Genomic DNA, 21,332 nt, shown 5'->3' on the forward strand with positions numbered 1-21,332 from the left:
TGTTTTATCAATGGTTAAGCGTCATCTTATGTGGACGGCGTGCTGAGAATTGTGATATTTCACTCCATCTGAATGAGAAAACTGACGTATTGTAAAATCGGGATTACTTTATAAAAAAGCAAGCCCATCCATAAAGTGTCGGCCTACAGGGCTGGCCTATTCCTTTTCGTAAGGCGATGATGGAAAGAACATTATCCAGTCGTATTAATGTGGGGAGTACAGCGCATGTGCTGCATACGCAGCCCCTGATGATGCGCCATATCACTATAGATGAACCCACAATAATCCTGGTCCGCCATGGCAGGAAAATAATCCGCTGGGCGCAAGAGGAGATAACGCTGGAAGCGGGTGACGCGGTGGTCATCGGGGAGGGGCACTCTTTTGATATCATCAATACACCATCACCTTTAACGGGTACGTACGAAGCATCATGGCTGAGTTTTTGTGCCGATTTCGTCCAAAACTACTGCTTCATGCATGCCCCACGTATGAGCATGCACGAAGCAAATAAAATGGCGGAGCCAGGCAACAGTTTTCGCCAGGCCTTTTATCACACTGCACAGGCCATTACAGATACTGAAAACATACCTGAAAGTATCGTGGCCAGGCGTATGGAAGAGATGCTGAGTTGGCTGGATGAATACCGCATTTTCTTCGCGCTGAAACAACATACCGGACTGGCGATAAAAATCCGCAAACTCGTTGCAGCAGACATATCACAAGACTGGAATACTGCGCAGGTAGCGGCTGCATTTGGTATGTCGGCCACCACCCTGAGACGCCATCTGCATGCCGAAAATACGTCATTCACCCATCTGGTGACTGACATTCGCATGTGCCGCGCCCTGACACTTTTGCAGGTGACCGATCTTTCAGTCACCCGCATATCCCTGGAAGTCGGCTATGAAAATCCGTCTAAGTTCGCCGCCAGATTTCGAACTCGCTTCGGATTCAGCCCCAGCCTGGTCCGGGTTTCCGGCCAGGCTATCGGCAACCTGGCTGCGGTTAGCGGCCCTGCGTAATCTGAAGATGCGCTTCGCCCAGTGAGTTCGCTTTTGTCATAAAGCCGACCAGGGCGGGCGTCGAGTCCGCCGTTATTCCCGGAAGTTTGTCGACACGAAGTGCCGTCAGCGTGATCTCATAACGGTGCGTTTCACCCTTCGGCGGGCAAGGGCCGCCATAACCCGGGATACCGAAATCAGTCCTGGTCTGAAGAGCCCCTTGCGGGAGATTTTTGTTATCCGCCGTTATCCCCGCCGGTAACGAATGAAGCGATGAGGGTATATTAACCACCTGCCAGTGGATCCAACCGAGGCCTGTCGGCGCATCCCGATCATAGATTTTGAGAGCGAAGCTATGGGTTCCTGCCGGCGCACCACTCCAGTTAAAAGAGGGGGCAAGGTTTCCACCACTGCACCCAAATCCATAAGGTGAACTCAGGGTTTGAGCCACGGGGAAATGGTTTTTTTCAAGCTCATGACTTGTCAGCGTAAAACCGGCTGCAAAAGCGACCTGACTCGACAACGCCAGGCATAATGTACTGATAACTGTAAGGTGATGTCTGGACATTTACTCTTCTCCATAGGGGGGTGATTAATATCCGAATGATAAGAGGAGAGAAAGAGCCCGCGCCGCCCTGAACCGGCCAGTCTTAGCTCCATAACGCCCAAAAATGATATTTGTAATTCTCTGATTTCACAGGATGACGACCATCTCGCCGACGGCAGCTCACCTTACGCGGTATTCCCGGTGCCTGTCTGCTGTGACAAAAGAACAGCATGATTTGTTCTTTTACCTATTGACCAATCAACTAGTAGGTAGCTATAGTGCAACCATGCGCTTAACCGGCATCAGGTAGCGATCGTCAGCTCCCCGGCCCGCTAAGTATTAACTCCGGCCCCAGCGGGGCTTTTCTCTCTTTCGCCTTGCGAGGTACATGATGAGTAAGTTGTTCACCCCCTACAATCTGTCAGGCATGCAGTTAAAAAACCGCGTGGTCATGGCCCCGATGACCCGCACCCGCACAATGAACGACGTGCCGGATGACGTCGTTGCACTTTACTACGCCCAGCGCGCCTCTGCGGGGCTGCTTATCACCGAAGGCATGCCCGTTTCTGAAGAAGGGCGCGGCTATCTGTATACCCCGGGGATCTACAACGCTGCACACGTTCAGGGCTGGCGCAAAGTGACCGATGCGGTACATGCGAAGGGCGGCCGTATTTTTGCTCAGTTGTGGCATGTGGGCCGTATGTCTCACGTCTCTCTTCAGCCAGGTCACATAGCGCCGGTTTCAGCGGGCACCGTTCAGGCGGTCAATACCACCGTTTTTGCGCTGACCGAATCCGGAGAACCGGGCCCGGTTGTACCAAGCCAGCCGCGCGCACTGGAAACGCATGAAGTGAAACGCATCACGGCAGACTTCGTGCACTCCGCACGCCTGGCGATGGAAGCCGGTTTTGACGGCGTGGAAATCATGGCGGCAAACGGATTCATCTTTGACCAGTTCCTCAGTAGCGAACTGAACACCCGCACCGACGAATACGGCGGCTCGGTGGAAAATCGTCAGCGTTTCCTGCTGGAGACCATTGACGCCGTGGCGGAAGCCGTGGGTAACAGCCACGTTGCCGTGCGCCTGTCACCGTTTGGCCGCATTTATGACCTCGCGCCGTATGAAGGTGAAGAGCAAACCTGGTCAGCCATCACCGACGCGCTCGGTCAGCGGGAACTGGCCTACGTACACCTTTACTATCAGCCGGTGTACACCAAAGCGCCACTTCCGGAAGGCTTCCGTCGCCGTTTTCGCAACACGTTTAAAGGCACCATCATTGCTGCCGGCGGTTTTACCCGTGATATCGCAGAGCAGGCTCTGGAAGATGATGAGCTGGATCTGGTGGCATTTGGTGTGCCCTACATCGCTAACCCGGATCTGGTTGAAAGAATGCAAAACGGCTGGCCGCTGGCAGAAAGTGACCGCACCACCTACTACGGCGTCAGTGGTTCCCCGGAAAAAGGCTATACCGATTACCCGGTCTGGCAGGCGCAATAAATCCCATACGGTCGCGGTTCTCTGATAAGTGAGCCCGACCGCCCAACGTCTTTGAGGAATCATTATGCAAACGCTGAAACCCACCCTTACCATCGATATCTGGTCAGATTTGGTCTGCCCGTGGTGCTGGATTGCTAAAAAAAGATTTGAACAGGGTCTGAATCGCTTTGAATTTCGCGACCAGGTGGTGATCCGCCATCACAGCTACCGTCTGGCCGGTGGTACTCCCGCGATGCCTTTTAAGGATGCCATCGTTAAAAAGCTGGGCAGTCAGCATTCAGCGGAGCTGATGATGAATCAGGTGGGCACCGCCGGTAAATCTGAAGGTCTGATCTACAACTTCGACGGCATGATGTTTGGTGATACAGAAGATGCACACACCCTGCTGGTTGCCGCGCGTAAGGCCGGAATTGCGGACGCGGTGGAAGAACGTTTTTATCATGGCAGTATCACCGAAGGTCGCTCTCTCTTTGACCGTCAGCAGCTCGTTGCCATGGCCGTAGAAGCCGGTATGCCGAAAGCTGACGCTGAAGCCGCCCTGGAAAATGACGATTTTCGCGCCACCGTTTCCGACGATGAAGCCCACGCACAGTCTATTGGCCTCAGCGGCGTTCCGGTTTTTGTGATGAACGAAAAATATGCCATCAGCGGGGCTCAGGGGGCAGACAACTTTTTGAATGCCCTGCGTCAGGTCTGGGATGAACAGCAAACCGAATTTTCAGCCACTGCGGGTCAGACCTGCGGAACGGATGGCTGCAGTATTTAATCCGTCAACCGCCGGCAGTTTCACGCTGCCGGCAACGTCTTACCCCCCAGTAATGGAGTCAGAAAATGAACACATTTTTCAAAGGTAAAAAACTGCTCGTCGTCGGCGGTACCAGCGGCATGGGCCTGGCCGTGGCACGCATGGTACTGGAAGCGGGCGGCAGTGTCGTGCTGACCGGGAATAAAAAAGACAAAGCCGAAGCGGTACAAAAAGAGCTGAGCCCGCTGGGACCGGTTGCGGTCATCGCGGCCAACCTGATGACCGAAGAAGGTATGGAAACTATCCGTCAGGAAATTAATGCTCACCATCGCGATATCAGCCTGATGGTGAATGCCGCCGGGATCTTCATGCCCAAAGGATTTACCGAGCACAGCTTTGCCGATTATGACATGTACCTTTCGCTGAACCGCGCCACGTTCTTTATTACGCAGGATGTCGTGAAGAACATGCTCGCCGCGAAGCTCGAAGGGTCTATCGTCAACGTCGGTTCGATTGGTGCTCAGGCTGCACTGGGTGACTCGCCGGCCTCGGCCTATTCAATGGCAAAAGCGGGTCTGCATGCCCTGACGCGTAATCTGGCGATTGAGCTGGCCAGCGCGGGTATTCGTGTCAACGCGGTGTCTCCCGGGATTGTTCATACGCCGATATACGAAGGCTTCATGGACAAAGCGGATATCGCAGATGCTATGAAGTCGCTGAACGATTTCCACCCGCTGGGACGCGTCGGAACTGCCGAAGATGTGGCAAACACTATTCTCTTCCTGTTGTCTGACAAAACCTCATGGGTGACGGGCGCTATCTGGGATGTCGATGCGGGCATCATGGCGGTCAGACGATAACCCCGTGACGCTGGCATAAGCCGCCCCTTAAGGGCGGCATTTTTTTGTCGCCAGACATGTCATCAGCAGGCTTCACTCAGGATATTCACGACCTGTTCATCCGTGCCTTTTGTGTTCCCGGCACAGGGTGTTATGCCGGGTTCTGACGACATCCTGACAGGACAAAACGGCCAGAGAGAAAGGGGTTATACACGATGAGGAGCCGGTATCCGCAGTACCTGTGAAATTCTTTTCATCCCTGCTGTCAGCATACTCCGTGGGCAGGCCAGATTTAACCGGATATATCCGTCCCCATTGTCGACAAACAGCAAACCCCCTTCAAGAAGGACCCCTGACTCCCGGGCAAAATACAGCGATAAATCCTCACCCGCGGTGTCGGGCAGGTAGCGGCTAATATCTATCCAGGCCAGATATGTCCCTTCGGGGATCGAGAACCTGGTTTCGGGTAAATAGCTTTTGAGATAGTCGTGCAGGTACTGGAAATTGCCGTCAATATATTCCCTCAGATGGACAAGCCAGTCATCACATTCACTCCACGCCGCTTTGTTTGCTGCCAGGCTCAGTGGAGAGATGAACTCGTCGTGTCTGAGACGCCACTCGCTTCTGACACCGGGATCCGGAATAATGATATTTGCCAACAAATTCCCGGCCAGATTGAATGTTTTACTCGAGGACATGCAGGTAATAATGCGTGTAGAATTAGGGAAAAGAGAAGCGGCCGGTGTATGACCGATACCACTTCGTGACAGGTCGCAGTGAATTTCGTCAGATATCACCCAGATGTCATTGGCCAGGCAAATTTCAATAATCCGCTTAAGTTCATCAGGCCGCCAGACTCGTCCGGTCGGGTTATGCGGATTACACAGGAAAAGAATTTTCACACGTAAATCGGCCTGACTGGCTTTGCGTGCAAAGTCTTCCCAGTCAGGTTCCCAGCCACCTGCTGATTTTTTTAACGCCGAGTACACCACGCGACGCTGACTGTATTCACCCGCCTTTTTAAACGGGCCATATGAAGGCGTCATAATAAGAATACTGTCATCCTTATCGGTCAGAAGCGGGACGAGACGGTTCAGCGCGGGAATAATGCCCGGAGACAGCACAATGTCTTCCGTTTTGAAACGGTGACCATATTGTCGCTCACACCAGTTGCCAAAGATGTCATAGTATTCTTCGTCGTAGATTTTAGTGTAGCCGAGTATTTTTCTATCCAGACGGTCTCTGATGGCCTGAAGAATCGGCGCTGGTGTGGCAAAAGCCATGTCAGCAACCCACAGGTTGATTAATCCTTCTGCCGGATACCTCATTGCAAATTCGGATTGCCCCGCAAACAGGTATTCCCTCCAGCCGTCCACGGTCAGACTGTCTGTTTTCTCTCTGCTTACGTACTCATCAAAATCATATTTCATTTCATGAACCTGCCTTAGGTGTAGTCTGAAACGTCGACCTCAGTATTCCTGTCAGTCTGATGCCGGAGCGGGAAAACTGGCTCGTGTGATTAACATAAGAGAATCATTACAACTGCATGAATTAATTGCGTTATTGAGGTTTTCTCGCCTTTGCCATCGGCTGACGGGGGGATTTCTCGCGTGTCACCATCACGATGCCTGCCAGCACCGCCAGGGCAGAAAATATCGTTCTGACCGTCAGTGATTCACCCAGGAATACCACCCCCCCTAGCATTGCCAGGCAGGGAACGCTGAGCTGAAGGGTACTGGCGGTAATAGAGCCGAGGGAGGGTAAAAGGGTATACCACAATACATAGGCACCGGCTGAGGCGACGGCACCGGACAGCAATGACAAAGCAATGCCTGCAGCATCAGAGTGACCCTGCTTCATAAACAGCAACGTAAGAGCGAGAGCCATCGGTGCTGCGAGAATAAAATTAGCCGCCGTTGAAGCCCCGGCAGCCTGGCCCACCCTCCCTCTGACGGAATAGGCGGCCCAGGCTAATCCGGAAACGATCATCATAAGTGCACTGTAAAGCGGCGGTGCCTTCGTCCCGGGTAACAGCAGGGCAGCAATTCCCGTCAGAGCCAGAACTAAACCGCAAGCCCGCATAGCGGAGAGTGATTCTCCTTTAAATAATCCGTGGATCACCATCGCAAACTGTACGGCACCAAAAAGTAACAGCGCACCAGCCCCGGTATCGAGATGGATATAGGCGACAGAGAACAGCACCGCATACACCATGAGGTAAAATCCGCTCAGCGGACGCCACAGCGATAATGTGGTCCTGGCATGAAAAAACAGGAAGGGGGACAGGACGAATGCACCACTGGCGAGCCTGAGGCTGCTGAATGAAAGGGGATCAATGTGGCCTCCCTGCAGGGCCAGACGACACAGTATGGAGTTTGCTGCAAATGCCAGCATTGCCAGTGATATTTTAAGAATGAGCGCGCACCTGGCCATTCGAGAAGTCCTCACAAAAGTCTTGTAAACTACCATCTAGTTGGTAGCATAGCGTAAGTGATCACCGAACAGGAAGCAATAATCAGTTTTCAAACTGGAAGGTGAGGACAGGCATTCGGAATGAATTCTGTTTCACATCCCCAGTAAAGGAAGGAAAACGCGTTATGCCAGATGCAGAGCAGAAGATTATTTTTCTCCTGCGATCAAACATATGACATCAGTTTAAGGCCCGGAATATCCTATGAAAAAACTAAAATTTACGTTCAAAAATGCGGCGGGTGAAGAACTGGCCGGATTGCTTGAACTTCCTGAAAATCCAAAAGCGTTTGCGCTGTTAGCTCATTGTTTTACGTGTGGCAAAGACCTCAAAGGCGCGGCGCGTATTGCGCGGAAACTGACAGAGAATGCTATCGCCGTTCTCCGGTTTGATTTTACTGGTCTGGGAAACAGCGAAGGGGATTTTTCCAACACCAACTTCTCATCCAATATTTCGGACCTGCTTTGCGCGGTAGATTATCTCCGCCGACAGTACGAAGCACCTTCTTTGCTCATCGGCCATAGCCTGGGGGGATCGGCCATCCTGTCTATCGCCGGCGAAGTTCCTGAGGCAAAGGCCGTTGTCACCATAGGATCACCCGGAGAACTGACACACGTAAAACGTCTTTTTAAGGATGATGTTGAAAACATTAACCAGCATGGAGCCTATCCCGTTGAGCTGGCCGGGCGGGTATTTACGTTAAAGAAACAGATGCTGGACAATATTCAGGAACACAAAATCGCTCATAAGGTGTTCGCAATGAACAAGCCTCTGCTGATTTTTCATGCGACTGAAGATGATACCGTGTTAATTGAGCAGGCTGAGAAAATATTCAAAGCAGCTAAGCATCCCAAGAGTTTCATTTCCCTGGGTAAGGCTGATCACCTTCTGACACATGCTCAGGATGCTGAATACGTTGCCGATATCATTATATCGTGGAGCGAATGTTACCTTTAAACAGAGTAAATGCATTCAAACTCGTAGCGCTGAGTGAGATTTTCTGCAGAGATCGGACGCTGTTTATGCTGGACTGATTTCGCGATAAAGGCTTAGACCGATGCATACAGGCGGGGCTGAATAAGGGTGAGGCCCGTAATGCCCTTGCGCGAGTATCCTTTATGCACCGGCTGAGTGAAATCAGGGATCTGGGGGCGGGAGGATCAGAGTTACCGCCCCACCGGGCTGACACTACATACGGCGGCGACAATACTCTGGAATACGGTTTATATAGAAAGAACCATTGAGCCGCTTAAGCAAAAAGGAGTCCCTGTTAATGAACTGCTGGTCTCTCATCCTTCTCCACTTCTGTACAAAATATAGTCTTAGCGTGGGATAATTTCCGTTTTCCAAGCGGACCCCATTCTGATCCCGTGGTCCCGTATGAAGCGACGTTCTCCACGATGCCGTTCTGCCAACGCACTCACTGGGAACGGCTGACAACGCGTCCACCTTCGGAACGACGGTGTACCTCCCTCAAGACGCTGATGCAGGCAATGCCTGACGATCGGTTTGTGGTGGCGGCCTCCCCGCTTTATCTGCGTGCTGTTGAGTCAGACCTGTTCGCCGGCAGGAAAGCTCTCTGCAATCCGGAACAACTGACAGTAGTCACGTCAAAAGGCTATCAGGGAAGCCTGAAGGGCAATACCAAGTATACGAGTGCAGACATGATGAAGGCCCTCAATACCAATATGACAGGCCTCAATATCAGTTATGCCCTGCAGCTAATTGGCTGAGTGGATCTGCACACCAGAAAAGCAGTTCAGGGAAGTATCTTCAAAAGCCGCTTTCGCGGCTCTGCCTGCAACTGAACAGTTCTACGGCGCGTCAATTGCAAGGCGGTACATCTCTTCCAGTGCAAGCGGACACCGGAGCGTCAGCGTCTGTTGATCGAAAGCCTCCGTTCCCAGCTGCATATACCAGAATTCATAAAGCAATCTGGATACCAACGTACCACACCGCCGGTAGTTCACTCTGGCCTGTTCAGTGGCGGTAACGAGTTCGTTCAGCGTCATCTGATAATTCATCATAGATACCTCCAGTGGCACAGGGGAATCCTGAGCCTTGTGTATCCTAGGCTTCTGTCACTACGGCAGACAGGCAACAAAAAAATATGAAATCACTCAGTACAGGCATAGCCGGCCCTGGCACTCTGGTATGTCTCTTCAGTTTAATTAAAGTCCCATAATGGGACAAAAAACTTGTAGCAGTCCTAAAATGGGACTATCTTCATGACATGAAGATAATCGCTATCAAGACACTGAGGGATTTCTGGACGGCGAATCCCGATGCAGAGCAGTCGCTAAAAGCCTGGGTAGATGAAGCCAGTAAAGCTGAATGGAAAACCCCGGCAGAAATCAAAGAACAATACCGCAGTGCCAGTATCCTTAAAAACAGGCGTGTGGTTTTTAATATTAAGGGAAATGACTACTGGTTAATTGTTGCGATTGCATACCAGCGAGGATGGATGTTTATCAAATTCATTGGTACGCATAAAGAATATGACAAAATAGATGCTGAAACTGTCAGCCTGGAGTAAACCCTATGCAGATTAAACCTATTAAAACTGAACAGGACTATGAAGCAGCGTTACGCGCCGTGGAGCCTATGTTTGATAATGAACCTCCTGCCGATACCCCGGAGGGTGACTTTTTTGAAATCATGTGTGTGTTGATTAATGAGTACGAAAACAAGTATTTCCAAATTGAAGCCCCTGATCCGGTAGAAGCTATAAAGTTCAGGATGGAACAGCAGGGGCTGACGGTAAAAGATCTTGAGCCAGCAATCGGAAAATCTAACCGGGTCTATGAAGTGCTTAACCGCAAACGTAATCTGACGCTGCCCATGATCCGGAAATTACATGCAATGTTTGGCATTCCTTTAAAAAGCCTCATTGGAGGATAAGTCGAATTGAAATTTACGAGCTTAATAACCGCAGGGTATGCAACCGGGGATAATGAATAATGAAAAGGAAGTTCTGCTCGCTGGTCCTGTTCGTTGTGGCGTTTTCGGCCAGTGCAGATATCAGCGGCCGGATTGTGCGCGTGCTGGACGGGGATACCGTTGAGATTCTTGAGCCAGGAAACCGACTGACGCGCGTACGCCTGGCTGGCATCGATGCGCCGGAAAAGAGCCAGCCCTTTGGCCAGCGTTCCCGTCAGGAACTCTCATCGATGGTGGCTCATCGGCCCGTAACCGTCACGGGAAGTGAAACGGATCGCTATGGACGCCTGCTGGGTACCATATGGCTTGACATGACGGATGTAAATGCCGAACAGGTACGCAAAGGAATGGCCTGGGCATACCGGTACCACGGGAATCTCGTCCGGCCAGGCTACGCTGTTCTGGAGGCTGAAGCCCGTCGTCAGTCAGCTGGACTCTGGTCAGAATCGGGTCAGACAGAGCCCTGGCGCTGGCGTAGTCTGCATCAGGATGAGCAAAAAACGAATAAAAATTAAGGAGATTATTGTATGGCTTTAAAATTAACCGAAAGCAAACTGGAAATTCTTGTCGAAACGTTAAATGACATTATATGCGGTGAAGTAAATATTACTCGTGAGCAGCGCGAAAATATGGTCAGAACGGTTGCAACCCTGGGAGGGTTAACGGAGCGGCAGCGCCTAATCACAGCTGAAAAAGACGCCAGAAAGCAGGTAAAAGAAGTAAAGGAAAAAAAACCACGCCTTCCGGATGAAGTGTTTCCGCGCTCCGGAAAACCGTGGGCACCGGAAGACCTGGACCTTATTCATTCGATCATTGCTGATATTCCGGATGACAGAATCGATGATCATATACTCTGGCTGTCGAAGAAACTGCAGCGCACCCCTTATGCCATCACTCTGAAGATTGTCAGTGAAGGCCGTATGAACGAAGAATGGGCTAAAGGGTGGAAGCCTGCCGCAAAATCTATTCGTGAAGATTTCGCTCTGGTCAGGGAAAAGGCATCAGCAAGCAATGTAAATAATTAATGAACTATCGTCAGCCATTTAAAAGGGTTAATAAACTGACTAAGATCTAGGATGATAATTTTAAAGTATTATTAGGAATTTTCCTGCTGCACTAAATATAATATTCATACGGCCGATAATAAGAGTGTAAGAAAGGGGGCCGTGTGAACGATTTTCATATTTTAAGTATTTGTATTCAGAATAAGGATGCGGCGGGCGCAATGCGTGTGCTGCGTGATAAATCAGAATTTGCGGCGCGCAAGATTCTGGAGAAACTTAAGGTCAGGGTCACAGCGCAAACAGGCAGGGCATTCTGGCATTATGTTCAGGGCTGGCTGTTAACCGCGTGTCGCCAGGGGAATATACAGCATGAATCATTCAGTACCCAACGTACTTCCCAGTATCCGGAATGCCAGCCAGCTCAGTCCCGCTGCTCTGGATATGGTCAAGCTTCTCGCACTTCTGGCCATGATTATCGACCACACCAATACGGTGTTTCTGTCGCCAGCCTGGCCGGTGATGTATGCGCTTGGCCGGATGGCCTTCCCCCTGTTCACGCTTATATGGGCGATGAACGTACAGCGCACCCCGGAACGACTTCAGAAGAGAGCCAATCGTCTGTGGATCTGGGCAGTCATCACGCAGCCGGTGTTCAGCCTGGCCTTCTGGCATCACCAGCCCTGGTGGGCCCTGAACATTCTGTTCTTGTTTGCCGGCGTCACGCAGCTGATTGCCCTGCAGTACCAGCACGGCCGGAAAGGAATGTTTGCGGGATATCTGCTCCTGGCCCTCATGATTTGGCCGCTGCAGCCGGCAAGCTACGGGCTGGCAGGAATAACGCTGGCCATCAGTATGGCAACCGTTTCTGGCAACGAAACACCCGAAGTGCAGCGGCTGGCGGCCATCACTGCCGTGCTGTCACTGATTTGTTTAAACGGGTTCTCGCATCTCCCGGATCTGCCCGCAGAAACATTATTACTGGCCACGCTGCCTACTCTGGCATTCCCCCTGGCAGTGGTTTCCTTCTGCAGGAAAATCTGTCCGGAGGGCCGCAAGCGTTTCATTCCGCGTAATTTCTTTTATTATGCTTACGCCGGCCACCTGGGGATTATTGGTCTGGTACAGTCTACTTTTGGCTGAATTAGGATGACGTGATGGCTATCAGTGAGAAAGAGCTGATAGCCCGTAACCACCTGACAGGTTATCGGTCGGGCTTAACTGGTTATTAGCGCAGGGCATGTTAAACTTCCCGCAGGGAAAAGGAGAGAAGCATGAACCATGAAAGTGATCTGATGAACCACGGCTTCAGTGAAGAGGACATTGTCCGACTGCGGGCCAGTTCAGCTAAAACGGGTACGGAAATGGATACTCTGCTGAACGATCTGGCAAACCGTTTTAAGGCCCTGATATGGGTGCTGTCAGTCATGTTACTGATTTTTGTGGCCACACTTTTGGCTGGCTCGAGGATGCATGCCATTTCCTTTGGCGTGGCTATTCTTGTTCTTGGCACTCTGTTTACGATTACCATGCCTTTGAAGCTGGCCTATAAATCATGGCATTACCGCCGGAAAAATCTCATTTCCCAGCGTCATCAGAAGTGATCAGATCGAAAACAACCTTAGCCTTTACCCCCCATCCCACAATTTTCATTGTCAGTTTACCCCGGGACATGGTGTCGATTTTCCGGTAAAAATCGGTGCTGATATAGTTAAACAGACGCCATGTTCCAGGTCTGGCCATTAATCCATAGACACTGTAGATATTGCCTGCAAGCGCGATCCCGTTGTATATCCCCAACCCTGTTGATCGTTCAAATCCCATGAATTTAGCGATATTCATGGCACCATCACCAAACATACCCTGCGTGTCAGGTTCATTCAGGAACTGACGGCCAACTTCACGGGTTATCGTGTTGGCCGAGTCGACAATCAGAATAGCCCCGGCAAGAACGCCGACGGGTGTCATCGAGGAAGTCAGCACAAAGCCAAATGCACCCTGCATACCTGCCAGCACCACTTTAATTCCTGAGATGACATAACCGACCATCCGGTCTTCATCCCTGACGTATTTGATCTGTGCATATAGTTTCGCATAACCGGTCTGGAGCTGGCGGCTCTGCTCAAGCAGACTGCTGTTTTCGACCTGCAGGTTACGCAGGCAGGTCATGCACTCTTCGTCAGACTTTGCCCGACGGGCACGCTCAAATTCGCCATTAATGACAGATTTAATTTCATCAATGAATTTGAGACGCGTCAGTCCATCCCCCAGATGTCGGGCGCCAACAATGTTAGCGGTATTGACGAGTTTGCGGGCCTCCAGATTAATCATGGTTTCTGCCCAGACTCGTGCCTGGCTTTTGTTTCCCGGAAGAATTATATCCATTTTACTCATCCTGATTGAAAATCACCCGTTAAAGCTTATCGCGCTCCCGGATTTAGGCAACCCTGCTTTAAAGGGTAAAATAATAGTCTGATGCTGTCAGTAAACCTTCGGCCATGATGGCCAGCCCGTGTAGTCCAGGGTTCATGGAACATGTATGCCGCGAAGCGGCATGGCGACGCCAGCCGGAGCTGAACCGGGTGATTCTGGCGAGGGGCGTCGGAACCGGCATCAGCCGTTACGGATTGATAGGTTCTGCCAATCCCATCCCTTTCCCTGCAAAGCTATACCCGCTTAAAGCTTTCCGATTGCTAATGTGCGCGGTCGGAGTGAGTCCGTCAAGGCCTCTGGCCGCTGACGGGCTGTATCTCCGCGTTAGCGCCGTCAGGCGCTTACGAGCGTGTATGAAGTGATTACCGCGACTTAACTACAGCTACTCTTGATACTAGTTACAACATCCCTCTTAAAGCGAGGGTGTTCCGGCCCTTCGGGCCGGGGCGGCGTCGGTTTAGCAGGGGTCAGGCATGTATGCGGTGCCTGGTTGTGGCGAGAACGGCGCCCGGCGCTTGCGACGGGAGGTACTTTTGATTTCCTTCTGAGCGCGCGGCCGTGAGGCCGCTGCATGCGAAGGCATTTTACGTTATCCACAGAGTGGCCGAAGACAAAGATCTACTCTGGAATGTAATGAACAGAGAGATAAAAAAGGTGAAGTAAGACTGTTTTGCGGAATGTCTTTTATTCATTTCCGGGTTACTTCACTTATTCGTTTGCGGATTTCTGTGTAAAAAAAAGAGACGGTGGCCATTGCGGGCCATAACGACCGGCAGAACGCCATGGTGACCGGAAGAAGAAAGGAGTGAAAGGATGAAAAATGAGCTGAATGGCCGAAAAAAACCAGCACGAAAAGCCCCGGTGAGGGGCCTGTAAACAAGAAGACTGTTGTGTCGTCTGTGACTAGTCCGGTGGAGAAAGCGCCAGATCCAGCTGGTAAAGATGCTGGATGGCCAGAGCCTTGAGGCGTTCAGATGTGCACCAGTACGCTTCGTCAGGCGGCAGGGTGCGGTAAATCCATTCAGACATTGCATGGAGTCGTTCATCTGCCGGCAGTTTAATCAGGTTGTTGGCACGTTTACGCTCCGCGCCTTTTTTGCGGCGGTAAACGAGTGCCTCCCGACGCTTACGGCGAGACCAGCATTTCCGCGCGGAGTGGGGCTGAACATCATCATGTTCGCTCATCACCCCTTCCAGGATCAGCTGCTCACGCTCGGCGCTCTGGCGGAGCTTCTTCTCCTGTTCTTTAAACAGCTTGTCCATATCGATGCCCAGCATCTGGAATCCAACGGGGGTGATATAAACATACGTTGGCAGCCAGGAACGGGATCCCCGATCCCAGGTGCGTTCTTCCGCGAGGCCCAGAACGCCAAACCGTACCTGTTCCTCAATAAGCCGTGAAAGGCGTGACACCGTCACCTCCGTTTCCGGAATGACATTGCCTTTTGCGTCCTTTGTACTGAGTTCTTTTGCCAGACGGGAGATACACATGCCGACGGTATGCTTGCCGGCATCACAGAAGCTGATGAGCACTGGCCAGAGAGCATCGAGCAGGCGCTGACGTTCCGGACGGAAGCCATATTTACGTCCCGCCTTACGGCGACCGGCGACATAGAGAGGGTGACGAGAAACATGCATGCGCAGGCTGACCTGCCCGGTTTCTTTGTCTTTTTTCACCAGGCGATTGTAGGCATGACCGAGCTGTCCGGAGAGCTTTTTATAATGCTCCGGGCGATACCAGGCCGGGTTCTCACATTTGGCTTTTGTGGAATGCTCACCGCGTTTGCGGCGGGTCAGTTTTTTGACCGGTGCAATGAGGAAATTACCCTGAATGCCGGCATCGACATCCTGCCAGAAACGGGTTAGCTCATCTTTCGGTAGTTCTGACCAGTGAACAGAGATCTGATTGTCATTCACGGCGGCCTGTTCTTATGGCGGCCGGGTGTTGTTTTCTATGGTGCATGCGTTATAATCCTTCACAGGCATCGCGCCTGCTTTTGGACCCCCTGATATCTGACGATTCCGCCAAGTTTCAGACAGATATCGGGGGGTTTGTGCATTCAGGCTCCGGGAAATCCCGTCACCTGCTCCTGAACGTTTTACTGGACACGTTCTGTCCCTGTTTGTTTCCGGAAGTCCGCATTTCTCCCGTAAACCCTCTTCTGCCACCCGCCTGCCTCACCACAAAGCAGTCAAACCGTCAGTTTGAGTTAGGTCACAAAAGTAATCTGAATCAACAATCTGTCCCACCACAAGACGATCACTGACGCTCCGAATACTACCTTCTCGCTGGCAATTTTTCCAGATGTCAGGCCAGATTAACGTTCATTGTTTGCGTGCTAATTGTCCTGGAGGGCCTTTTAACCGGCACCGCTCGCAGTAATGTCAGGGTGTTAGGTATATCAGGTAAGTAGAGTTGAGAAGAGAAATATGGAGGAGGGGCATTTAACTCAAGGGGTTACAAGGTTTATCGTGCATATAGTAATTGCACTCATAAAAATTCGTATAGCTTTTGCTATACAATATTCTTGTGCTATGCTTGTAAAGCAATTGCTATACAAGGAGCTCATTTATGAAATCAGATGTTCAACTCAATCTTAGAGCCAAAGAGTCTCAAAGAGCGCTCATCGATGCTGCTGCGGAGATTCTCCATAAATCACGCACGGACTTTATTCTGGAAATGGCATGTCAGGCTGCAGAGAATGTGATCCTCGATCGGCGTGTATTCAATTTTAACAGTGAGCAGTATGCAGAGTTTATCGATATGCTTGATGCACCAGTTGCAGATGATGCTGCCATTGATAAACTCCTGACAAGGAAACCTCAGTGGGACGTATAACAGCACCAGAACCGTTATCCAGCTCCCATCAACTTGCTGAGTTCGTCAGTGGTGAGGCTGTACTTGATGACTGGCTTAAACAGAGAGGATTAAAAAATCAGGCTCTCGGTTCAGCCCGAACGTTCGTTGTTTGTAAAACAGGAACGAAACAGGTTGCCGGTTTTTACTCTCTGGCCACCGGCAGCGTTAACCACGTGGAAGCCACGGGAAGTATCAGGCGCAATATGCCAGATCCAATTCCCGTAATCATACTTGCTCGCCTGGCAGTCGATGTTTCATTCCGTGGAAAAGGGCTCGGGGCTGATTTACTGCATGATGCAGTTCTGCGCTGTTACCGTGTAGCTGAGAATATCGGCGTCCGGGCGATTATGGTTCATGCACTGACTGAAGAAGCCAAAAGCTTTTATCTTCACCATGGCTTTAAGGCATCGCAAACCCAGGAACGGACGTTGTTTCTTAAGCTAGCATAATTGGTTTTGAGGCCGAAAGGGCGCATCCATTAATATGTAACATATTGATATTTAATGTTTAAAACTATATATTTAACATAATCTTTGTTATGCGCATTAATGCTGTAGTAGCCAAATTGAGATGTCTTTCAAGCTAGTGAGCATGTCCGCGCTGTTCTCTCGCTACAGCGAGTATTATCTATCATTGATAGAATGCGTACCTTTGTCAGCCTAGTAAAAGGTAAATGATGCCTACATTGTCGAATCAGTGCTGCGTGCTGTCGCGATGCTACACTGACTTTGAGCAGGCCTAAGTATCCTGAGGTTCTGGTTGTATTAGGCCAAAACTAAACATACACCCAAGGGAAATGGCTAGATTGTTGAACACAAGTATTCCCATACTTGACATAAGTCTAAAATATAAAAAATAAAATAAAATACATATAATAGATAAATCGCGTAACTAAAACTTAATCACTGTACGTACTGCATCCATAACGGCCGCAGTATATATGATTAGTTACTAACTAAAAGTAAGCGTTATGAGGATTACGAATGTCTCAACTTCCAAATGATAGCTATAGCCAAGAAATTGGTCGATTGGCACAAAGAGCCCTAGTAACTAAAATGCCTCGCGCATGGATAGAGACGGCGATGTCTGGCGATTCGGATTATGGAATTGATTATCAAATACAACTAAAAAATTCGTTAGACCAAGTTGAATATAATTTCTACCTACAGCTAAAAGGAACGACAGAGCCGTCATTAAATCTTGATGGAACGCTTAGCTATGCCTTTAAATGCTCTACATTAAATTATTATCATTCCCAAGATTCCTTGGTTATGGTTGCAATTGTTAATTTAAAAGATAATATTGATCAGCTTCATGAATGCCCCATATATTACTTATGGCTTGATGATGCATGGTTCAATGAGCACAACCTAAAGTTGCAGACACAAGATTCAATTACATTGCGAATACCAACGAATCAGTTGATAACTACTAAGTTGGATATATATCAATTTCATAGAATTAGATTCGAAGAAAGAATGGCTTTAACAGACTTAAGTCGTGAAATTAAGCCATATACAGATGATGTGGTCAGTACAATTAGTAACATTGCAAATAGCATAACTGATAAACCGTTTTATTTGAAAGCTATTGAGCATAACGGCGATGAACCTTGGATAGAAAATCCTGAGGGCTACTACCCAACAGAACTTAAAATCATAGAAAACCACATTAAGTTTAATAAACTCAAACCTGCTAGCGATGTAATCTCAAATCTTGAGAAGAAAATTGATAAAATGAATCTGCACGAGGTAGCAGAGTTATGGTATCAGAAAGCAAACTTAATGGTACTTTTAGATAATATCAATGAATCTCGAGAATTATACAGGGCTGCGACTAAAGCATCAGATAAGGTAAGATATTTAATAGGTGAATTGGAATCAGACCTAAGATATGACTTTTACAGTCAAGCACCAATAATCTTGGAAAAATTAAAAAAATACGATGAAAGCGATAAGAGAATTTTATTTATTAAGGTAAAATGTATGGCGCTTCTCGGCTGTGCACAGGATGCAATAGAATTAATAAACGAAAAGCACCCAGAATATATTGCAGCTAAATTAGTGGTATACACTATAATCGATGACACCGATGGTTTGGATAAACTCATTGACTCAATTGATATAGATTCGTTAAAAACCACACGAGAAAAGCTCGCTATCCATTTCATTGCTGGTCGAAGAGCATATTTCAAAGCAAACAATGAAAACATTGAATATGATAAAGTTATACCTATCCACGGTCTTCCGAACGCAAATTTAACACAATTAATGCAATCCTATGAGCATTATAAATCAGCATGGAGTTTAACAGAGGAACTTGGCTATCCACAAGATTTTACTTTATTACTAGATATTAGCCCTCTAGCTTTTAGTTTTTTTAATAATATGTCAGAGCTCTTTAGACATTTTGACAATATCTTAAGAGAAAGACCTCAGCATGCTGAAGTTGTCTATATTTATACCCGTCTGTTGTTCAATCAACAAAATTACCAGAAAGTAATTTTATTATTGGAAAATAAAGAGTGTGAACTTGATTTGGACGATCAAGTGTTACTGTTTTTATCTTATTATAATACCAATAAACTTTCCAAAGCATTATCCGTTTTCAAAACAATGGATAAGGATATTTTGAATTCAGCTTTGATAAATAAGACAACGCTTTTTTGCATAGCTTCAAAAGTTGCGAGAGAATTGTTTGAAATTTCTCTTTCTGAACACTATATGTCCCAAGTAAAGTTATTTCCAGATGCAGACATTGTAATTGCATTCTCTGATTTTTTAGACGAAATAGAACAAAATAACAATGACATTAGAACAAGTTTAAACTCACTATATGCAAAATACATTAGCTTGGGCAGACCCCTTTATCTTGCTGAGCAGTTGATGAATCATCTTCAGATGAAAGATTTGGATGAAGCAGAGAAAATAATCGATGTTGCATCAACGATTTTAGAACATCATGGTTTAAGTGAAAAAGATAATTTTCAATACGCTAATGCAATGATAGCTAAGGGTTTTTACAGCAAAGCTCTTGAACTTATTGACACATCTGTCCAGAAGGAGCAGATTGATCCAAATTGGCATTTTCTCAAAGCTTTAGCTCTTCATTATAACGGCGAGTCTGGCTTGGCCATCGATAGTATTCGTCTTGCTTTGGATAGTTCACAATTATCCGATGAAACTCTCAAATTTTATATTCAGTTATGTAATAAATTTGGCATGGCAAAAGAAGTTGAAAAGATTGTTATTGAATTAATATCCAAAAACACGGAATCTAATATAAAAGTCCAATTTTTAGTTCAGTTATTTCATCTATATAGTAAGGATGACATTTATAAGGATAAACGACTACCAGTACTAAGACAGATTGCACGTCATGTTAATCAAGATGATCCTGACGAAGAAGGAAACTTTCTCATGCTAGTCTTAACATCTGAAAAAAATGATGATGAGGTTGAGTTTTCTGAGTGGCGAGAACGGTTATTAACCTATACTGAGAAATTTCCAGATTCCACTCGTTTAAGAAGAGCTATAGTGAATCCTGAAGGTCCAGCAGAAGAGTTTGTTGAATCGCTCAATAAATTGACTGGAGTTACTCCTGAACAGATTGAAATATGGAATAAAAATAAGCAGGAAATCCGTAATGGATCGCTGAAAGTGCCTTTTGCTTTGCTGGGATACTTTCTTTCAGAAACACGTGATATATTTACATCTTGGCTGTTATCTCAATCAGAACCAGATGAAAATATCGAGTTTAAAATACGCCATTCTGGTTTTTGCCCTCAGGATATTTTTAATAAATACTTTGATGAAAGGTCGTCGTGTATTTTGGAGGAAACAACTCTATTAATATTATCTGAATTAGACGTTCTAACTGATTTTTTAAGTTTAGTTGATAAGTTTTCAATCTTGAGTTCAGTTTTTAATAATATCAGTATGCACGCGCAAAGTTTCATACATCATGATAAATCTCGTATAGCCATGAAAATCCTGTCAGCTATAAATAGCCACCGGGATAAACTGAAAATAATAGATGACAACAAAGATAATATAATTGAATCTTATACCTTATCCGTTAATGGAACTAATGGCTTTTTCATTTGTGATGATTCCTACATGCAAAGCTTTGTTCTCTCCTCGACAAATAATAAAACCCAGGTTAATAGTATTAATGTTTTACTTTTTCTTATGAACAGAGGGAAGTTGAATCATGCTGATGTATGCCATCTTGTTGCCAAGTTTTGTTCTCTCGGTATATATCAACCCAATATGAGCACTCAGTTATTATCTGAAGTATATCAACATTTCTTTAATCTAAGCAAAGGTGATAATATCTTAGGAACCGATTTCAATAAAATATTCTCAAGTATTTTTTTATCATTACGCCCAACACATGAAGCAGCATCTTTACTTCTTCGTATGTTGTTCAACGCGTCTTCATTTGCGCGAACGTTACCAACGTCTAATGTACTACTCATGCTATTACGTACATTTATTGAGGCACATCCTTTTACTACCATAGAGCGTTTCTTAACGCTTTGGTTTATACAACAATGTACATATAATACCGTTGCAGTTGAAATACAAAATGCACATGAATCATTGGTAAATAATTCTTTTACCTATGATCTTTACAAAGATTCAATGTGCACTATCTCATCTGACTTTCAAGATGAAGAGTACCTATTAACATTTATTATTGATGCCCTAAGGAGCGTTGAACGAGACAAACGTCCACAGCTATTCTCTGCTATAAAAGAATGCTTCACCCCGCTAACCCATACCGCCCTTACCTTAGAGGCCAAATACCAGTCCATGCTTTTTAATGACCAATATATTTCTTGATACTTAAAACAGTACCAACTTAACAGAATCCTTGAAGTTGGTACGTTTAATAATGTTAAATTTCTACTTATTAAAATGTACGTTTGAAAAAGTAGACTCTCTGCGGTACGCTCTGACGGTACCTTTCACCCCGATTTTTCACGCAGCGCGC

The 21,332-nt window shown here is 47.6% G+C and carries 21 protein-coding genes and 1 pseudogene; 16 read left to right on the forward strand and 6 right to left on the reverse strand.

Annotation, left to right across the window (positions count from 1 at the left end):
* Positions 1–179 precede the first annotated feature (179 nt).
* A complete protein-coding gene (locus QMG44_RS01660; protein WP_035943311.1) occupies positions 180–1,022 on the forward strand; it encodes a helix-turn-helix transcriptional regulator in 843 nt (280 codons plus the stop codon).
* On the opposite strand, the gene QMG44_RS01665 is transcribed toward QMG44_RS01660, so the two are convergent.
* On the reverse strand, positions 1,006–1,569 hold the full coding sequence (locus tag QMG44_RS01665) for a YbhB/YbcL family Raf kinase inhibitor-like protein (protein ID WP_126488684.1): 564 nt from the start codon (positions 1,567–1,569) through the stop codon (positions 1,006–1,008). The genes QMG44_RS01660 and QMG44_RS01665 overlap by 17 nt on opposite strands.
* A gap of 370 nt (positions 1,570–1,939) precedes the next feature.
* On the opposite strand from QMG44_RS01665, the gene QMG44_RS01670 reads away from it, so the two are divergent.
* The 3 genes from QMG44_RS01670 (at position 1,940) to QMG44_RS01680 (ending at position 4,651) form a co-directional block, all read left to right on the forward strand.
* A complete protein-coding gene (locus QMG44_RS01670) occupies positions 1,940–3,046 on the forward strand; it encodes an alkene reductase (protein ID WP_126488733.1) in 1,107 nt (368 codons plus the stop codon).
* Positions 3,047–3,110: 64 nt separating this feature from the next.
* Positions 3,111–3,812 (forward strand): DsbA family oxidoreductase, encoded by a 702-nt coding sequence (locus QMG44_RS01675; protein WP_126488682.1) that lies wholly within the window; start codon positions 3,111–3,113, stop codon positions 3,810–3,812.
* Positions 3,813–3,877: 65 nt separating this feature from the next.
* Positions 3,878–4,651: an SDR family NAD(P)-dependent oxidoreductase gene (locus QMG44_RS01680; RefSeq protein WP_004729618.1), complete on the forward strand. Its 774-nt coding sequence runs from the start codon at positions 3,878–3,880 to the stop codon at positions 4,649–4,651.
* Between the two features lie 185 nt (positions 4,652–4,836).
* Here QMG44_RS01680 and QMG44_RS01685 read toward each other — a convergent pair whose 3' ends face one another.
* Positions 4,837–6,060: a MalY/PatB family protein gene (locus tag QMG44_RS01685; RefSeq protein WP_126488680.1), complete on the reverse strand. Its 1,224-nt coding sequence runs from the start codon at positions 6,058–6,060 to the stop codon at positions 4,837–4,839.
* A gap of 130 nt (positions 6,061–6,190) precedes the next feature.
* On the reverse strand, positions 6,191–7,063 hold the full coding sequence (locus QMG44_RS01690) for a DMT family transporter (protein WP_126488678.1): 873 nt from the start codon (positions 7,061–7,063) through the stop codon (positions 6,191–6,193).
* A gap of 241 nt (positions 7,064–7,304) precedes the next feature.
* Between QMG44_RS01690 and QMG44_RS01695 the strand changes: the two genes are divergently transcribed.
* The 3 genes and pseudogenes from QMG44_RS01695 to QMG44_RS01705 all read left to right on the forward strand — a co-directional run bounded on the left by QMG44_RS01695 (position 7,305) and on the right by QMG44_RS01705 (position 8,833).
* Positions 7,305–8,057, forward strand: a complete 753-nt coding sequence (locus tag QMG44_RS01695) for a S9 family peptidase (RefSeq protein ID WP_004729622.1) — start codon at positions 7,305–7,307, stop codon at positions 8,055–8,057.
* A gap of 26 nt (positions 8,058–8,083) precedes the next feature.
* Positions 8,084–8,405 (forward strand): annotated as a pseudogene (locus QMG44_RS01700) (Tn3 family transposase); the annotation flags it as partial.
* A 65-nt stretch (positions 8,406–8,470) separates the two neighbouring features.
* The gene (locus QMG44_RS01705; protein ID WP_281852986.1) at positions 8,471–8,833 is read left to right on the forward strand and encodes a tgtA5 cluster protein 2; all 363 of its coding nucleotides are present in this window, start codon (positions 8,471–8,473) and stop codon (positions 8,831–8,833) included.
* A gap of 81 nt (positions 8,834–8,914) precedes the next feature.
* On the opposite strand, the gene QMG44_RS01710 is transcribed toward QMG44_RS01705, so the two are convergent.
* Positions 8,915–9,127, reverse strand: coding sequence for a hypothetical protein (locus QMG44_RS01710; protein ID WP_214580418.1), 213 nt, complete (start codon positions 9,125–9,127; stop codon positions 8,915–8,917).
* A 206-nt stretch (positions 9,128–9,333) separates the two neighbouring features.
* Here QMG44_RS01710 and QMG44_RS01715 point away from each other — a divergent pair, with 206 nt between their 5' ends.
* From QMG44_RS01715 to QMG44_RS01740, 6 genes are all read left to right on the forward strand, one after another.
* Complete coding sequence (locus QMG44_RS01715; protein ID WP_126488672.1) at positions 9,334–9,636, forward strand: type II toxin-antitoxin system HigB family toxin; 303 nt, start codon at positions 9,334–9,336, stop codon at positions 9,634–9,636.
* Between the two features lie 5 nt (positions 9,637–9,641).
* The gene (locus QMG44_RS01720; protein WP_126488670.1) at positions 9,642–10,001 is read left to right on the forward strand and encodes a type II toxin-antitoxin system HigA family antitoxin; all 360 of its coding nucleotides are present in this window, start codon (positions 9,642–9,644) and stop codon (positions 9,999–10,001) included.
* 59 nt (positions 10,002–10,060) lie between these two features.
* Positions 10,061–10,555, forward strand: coding sequence for a thermonuclease family protein (locus QMG44_RS01725; RefSeq protein WP_126488668.1), 495 nt, complete (start codon positions 10,061–10,063; stop codon positions 10,553–10,555).
* Positions 10,556–10,567: 12 nt separating this feature from the next.
* On the forward strand, positions 10,568–11,065 hold the full coding sequence (locus QMG44_RS01730) for a hypothetical protein (RefSeq protein ID WP_126488666.1): 498 nt from the start codon (positions 10,568–10,570) through the stop codon (positions 11,063–11,065).
* Between the two features lie 348 nt (positions 11,066–11,413).
* Positions 11,414–12,184: a TraX family protein gene (locus QMG44_RS01735; protein ID WP_126488663.1), complete on the forward strand. Its 771-nt coding sequence runs from the start codon at positions 11,414–11,416 to the stop codon at positions 12,182–12,184.
* A 131-nt stretch (positions 12,185–12,315) separates the two neighbouring features.
* A complete protein-coding gene (locus tag QMG44_RS01740) occupies positions 12,316–12,645 on the forward strand; it encodes a hypothetical protein (RefSeq protein ID WP_126488661.1) in 330 nt (109 codons plus the stop codon).
* Here QMG44_RS01740 and QMG44_RS01745 read toward each other — a convergent pair.
* The gene (locus tag QMG44_RS01745) at positions 12,620–13,426 is read right to left on the reverse strand and encodes a DUF4225 domain-containing protein (protein WP_063136860.1); all 807 of its coding nucleotides are present in this window, start codon (positions 13,424–13,426) and stop codon (positions 12,620–12,622) included. The genes QMG44_RS01740 and QMG44_RS01745 overlap by 26 nt on opposite strands.
* Positions 13,427–14,377: 951 nt before the next feature.
* Complete coding sequence (gene repA / locus QMG44_RS01750; protein WP_126488659.1) at positions 14,378–15,391, reverse strand: plasmid replication initiator RepA; 1,014 nt, start codon at positions 15,389–15,391, stop codon at positions 14,378–14,380.
* Positions 15,392–16,046: 655 nt separating this feature from the next.
* On the opposite strand from repA, the gene QMG44_RS01755 reads away from it, so the two are divergent.
* The 3 genes from QMG44_RS01755 to QMG44_RS01765 all read left to right on the forward strand — a co-directional run bounded on the left by QMG44_RS01755 (position 16,047) and on the right by QMG44_RS01765 (position 21,181).
* Positions 16,047–16,313, forward strand: a complete 267-nt coding sequence (locus QMG44_RS01755; RefSeq protein WP_126488731.1) for a DUF1778 domain-containing protein — start codon at positions 16,047–16,049, stop codon at positions 16,311–16,313.
* Positions 16,301–16,783: a GNAT family N-acetyltransferase gene (locus QMG44_RS01760; protein ID WP_126488729.1), complete on the forward strand. Its 483-nt coding sequence runs from the start codon at positions 16,301–16,303 to the stop codon at positions 16,781–16,783. The genes QMG44_RS01755 and QMG44_RS01760 overlap by 13 nt, the downstream gene beginning before the upstream one ends.
* A 534-nt stretch (positions 16,784–17,317) precedes the next feature.
* Entirely contained in the window at positions 17,318–21,181 is a 3,864-nt protein-coding gene (locus QMG44_RS01765; protein ID WP_126488727.1) for a DUF4365 domain-containing protein, read from the forward strand.
* The last annotated feature ends 151 nt before the right edge of the window (positions 21,182–21,332 follow it).

The sequence above is a fragment of the Enterobacter sp. 200527-13 genome (assembly GCF_027924865.1).
GTDB lineage: Bacteria > Pseudomonadota > Gammaproteobacteria > Enterobacterales > Enterobacteriaceae > Enterobacter > Enterobacter ludwigii.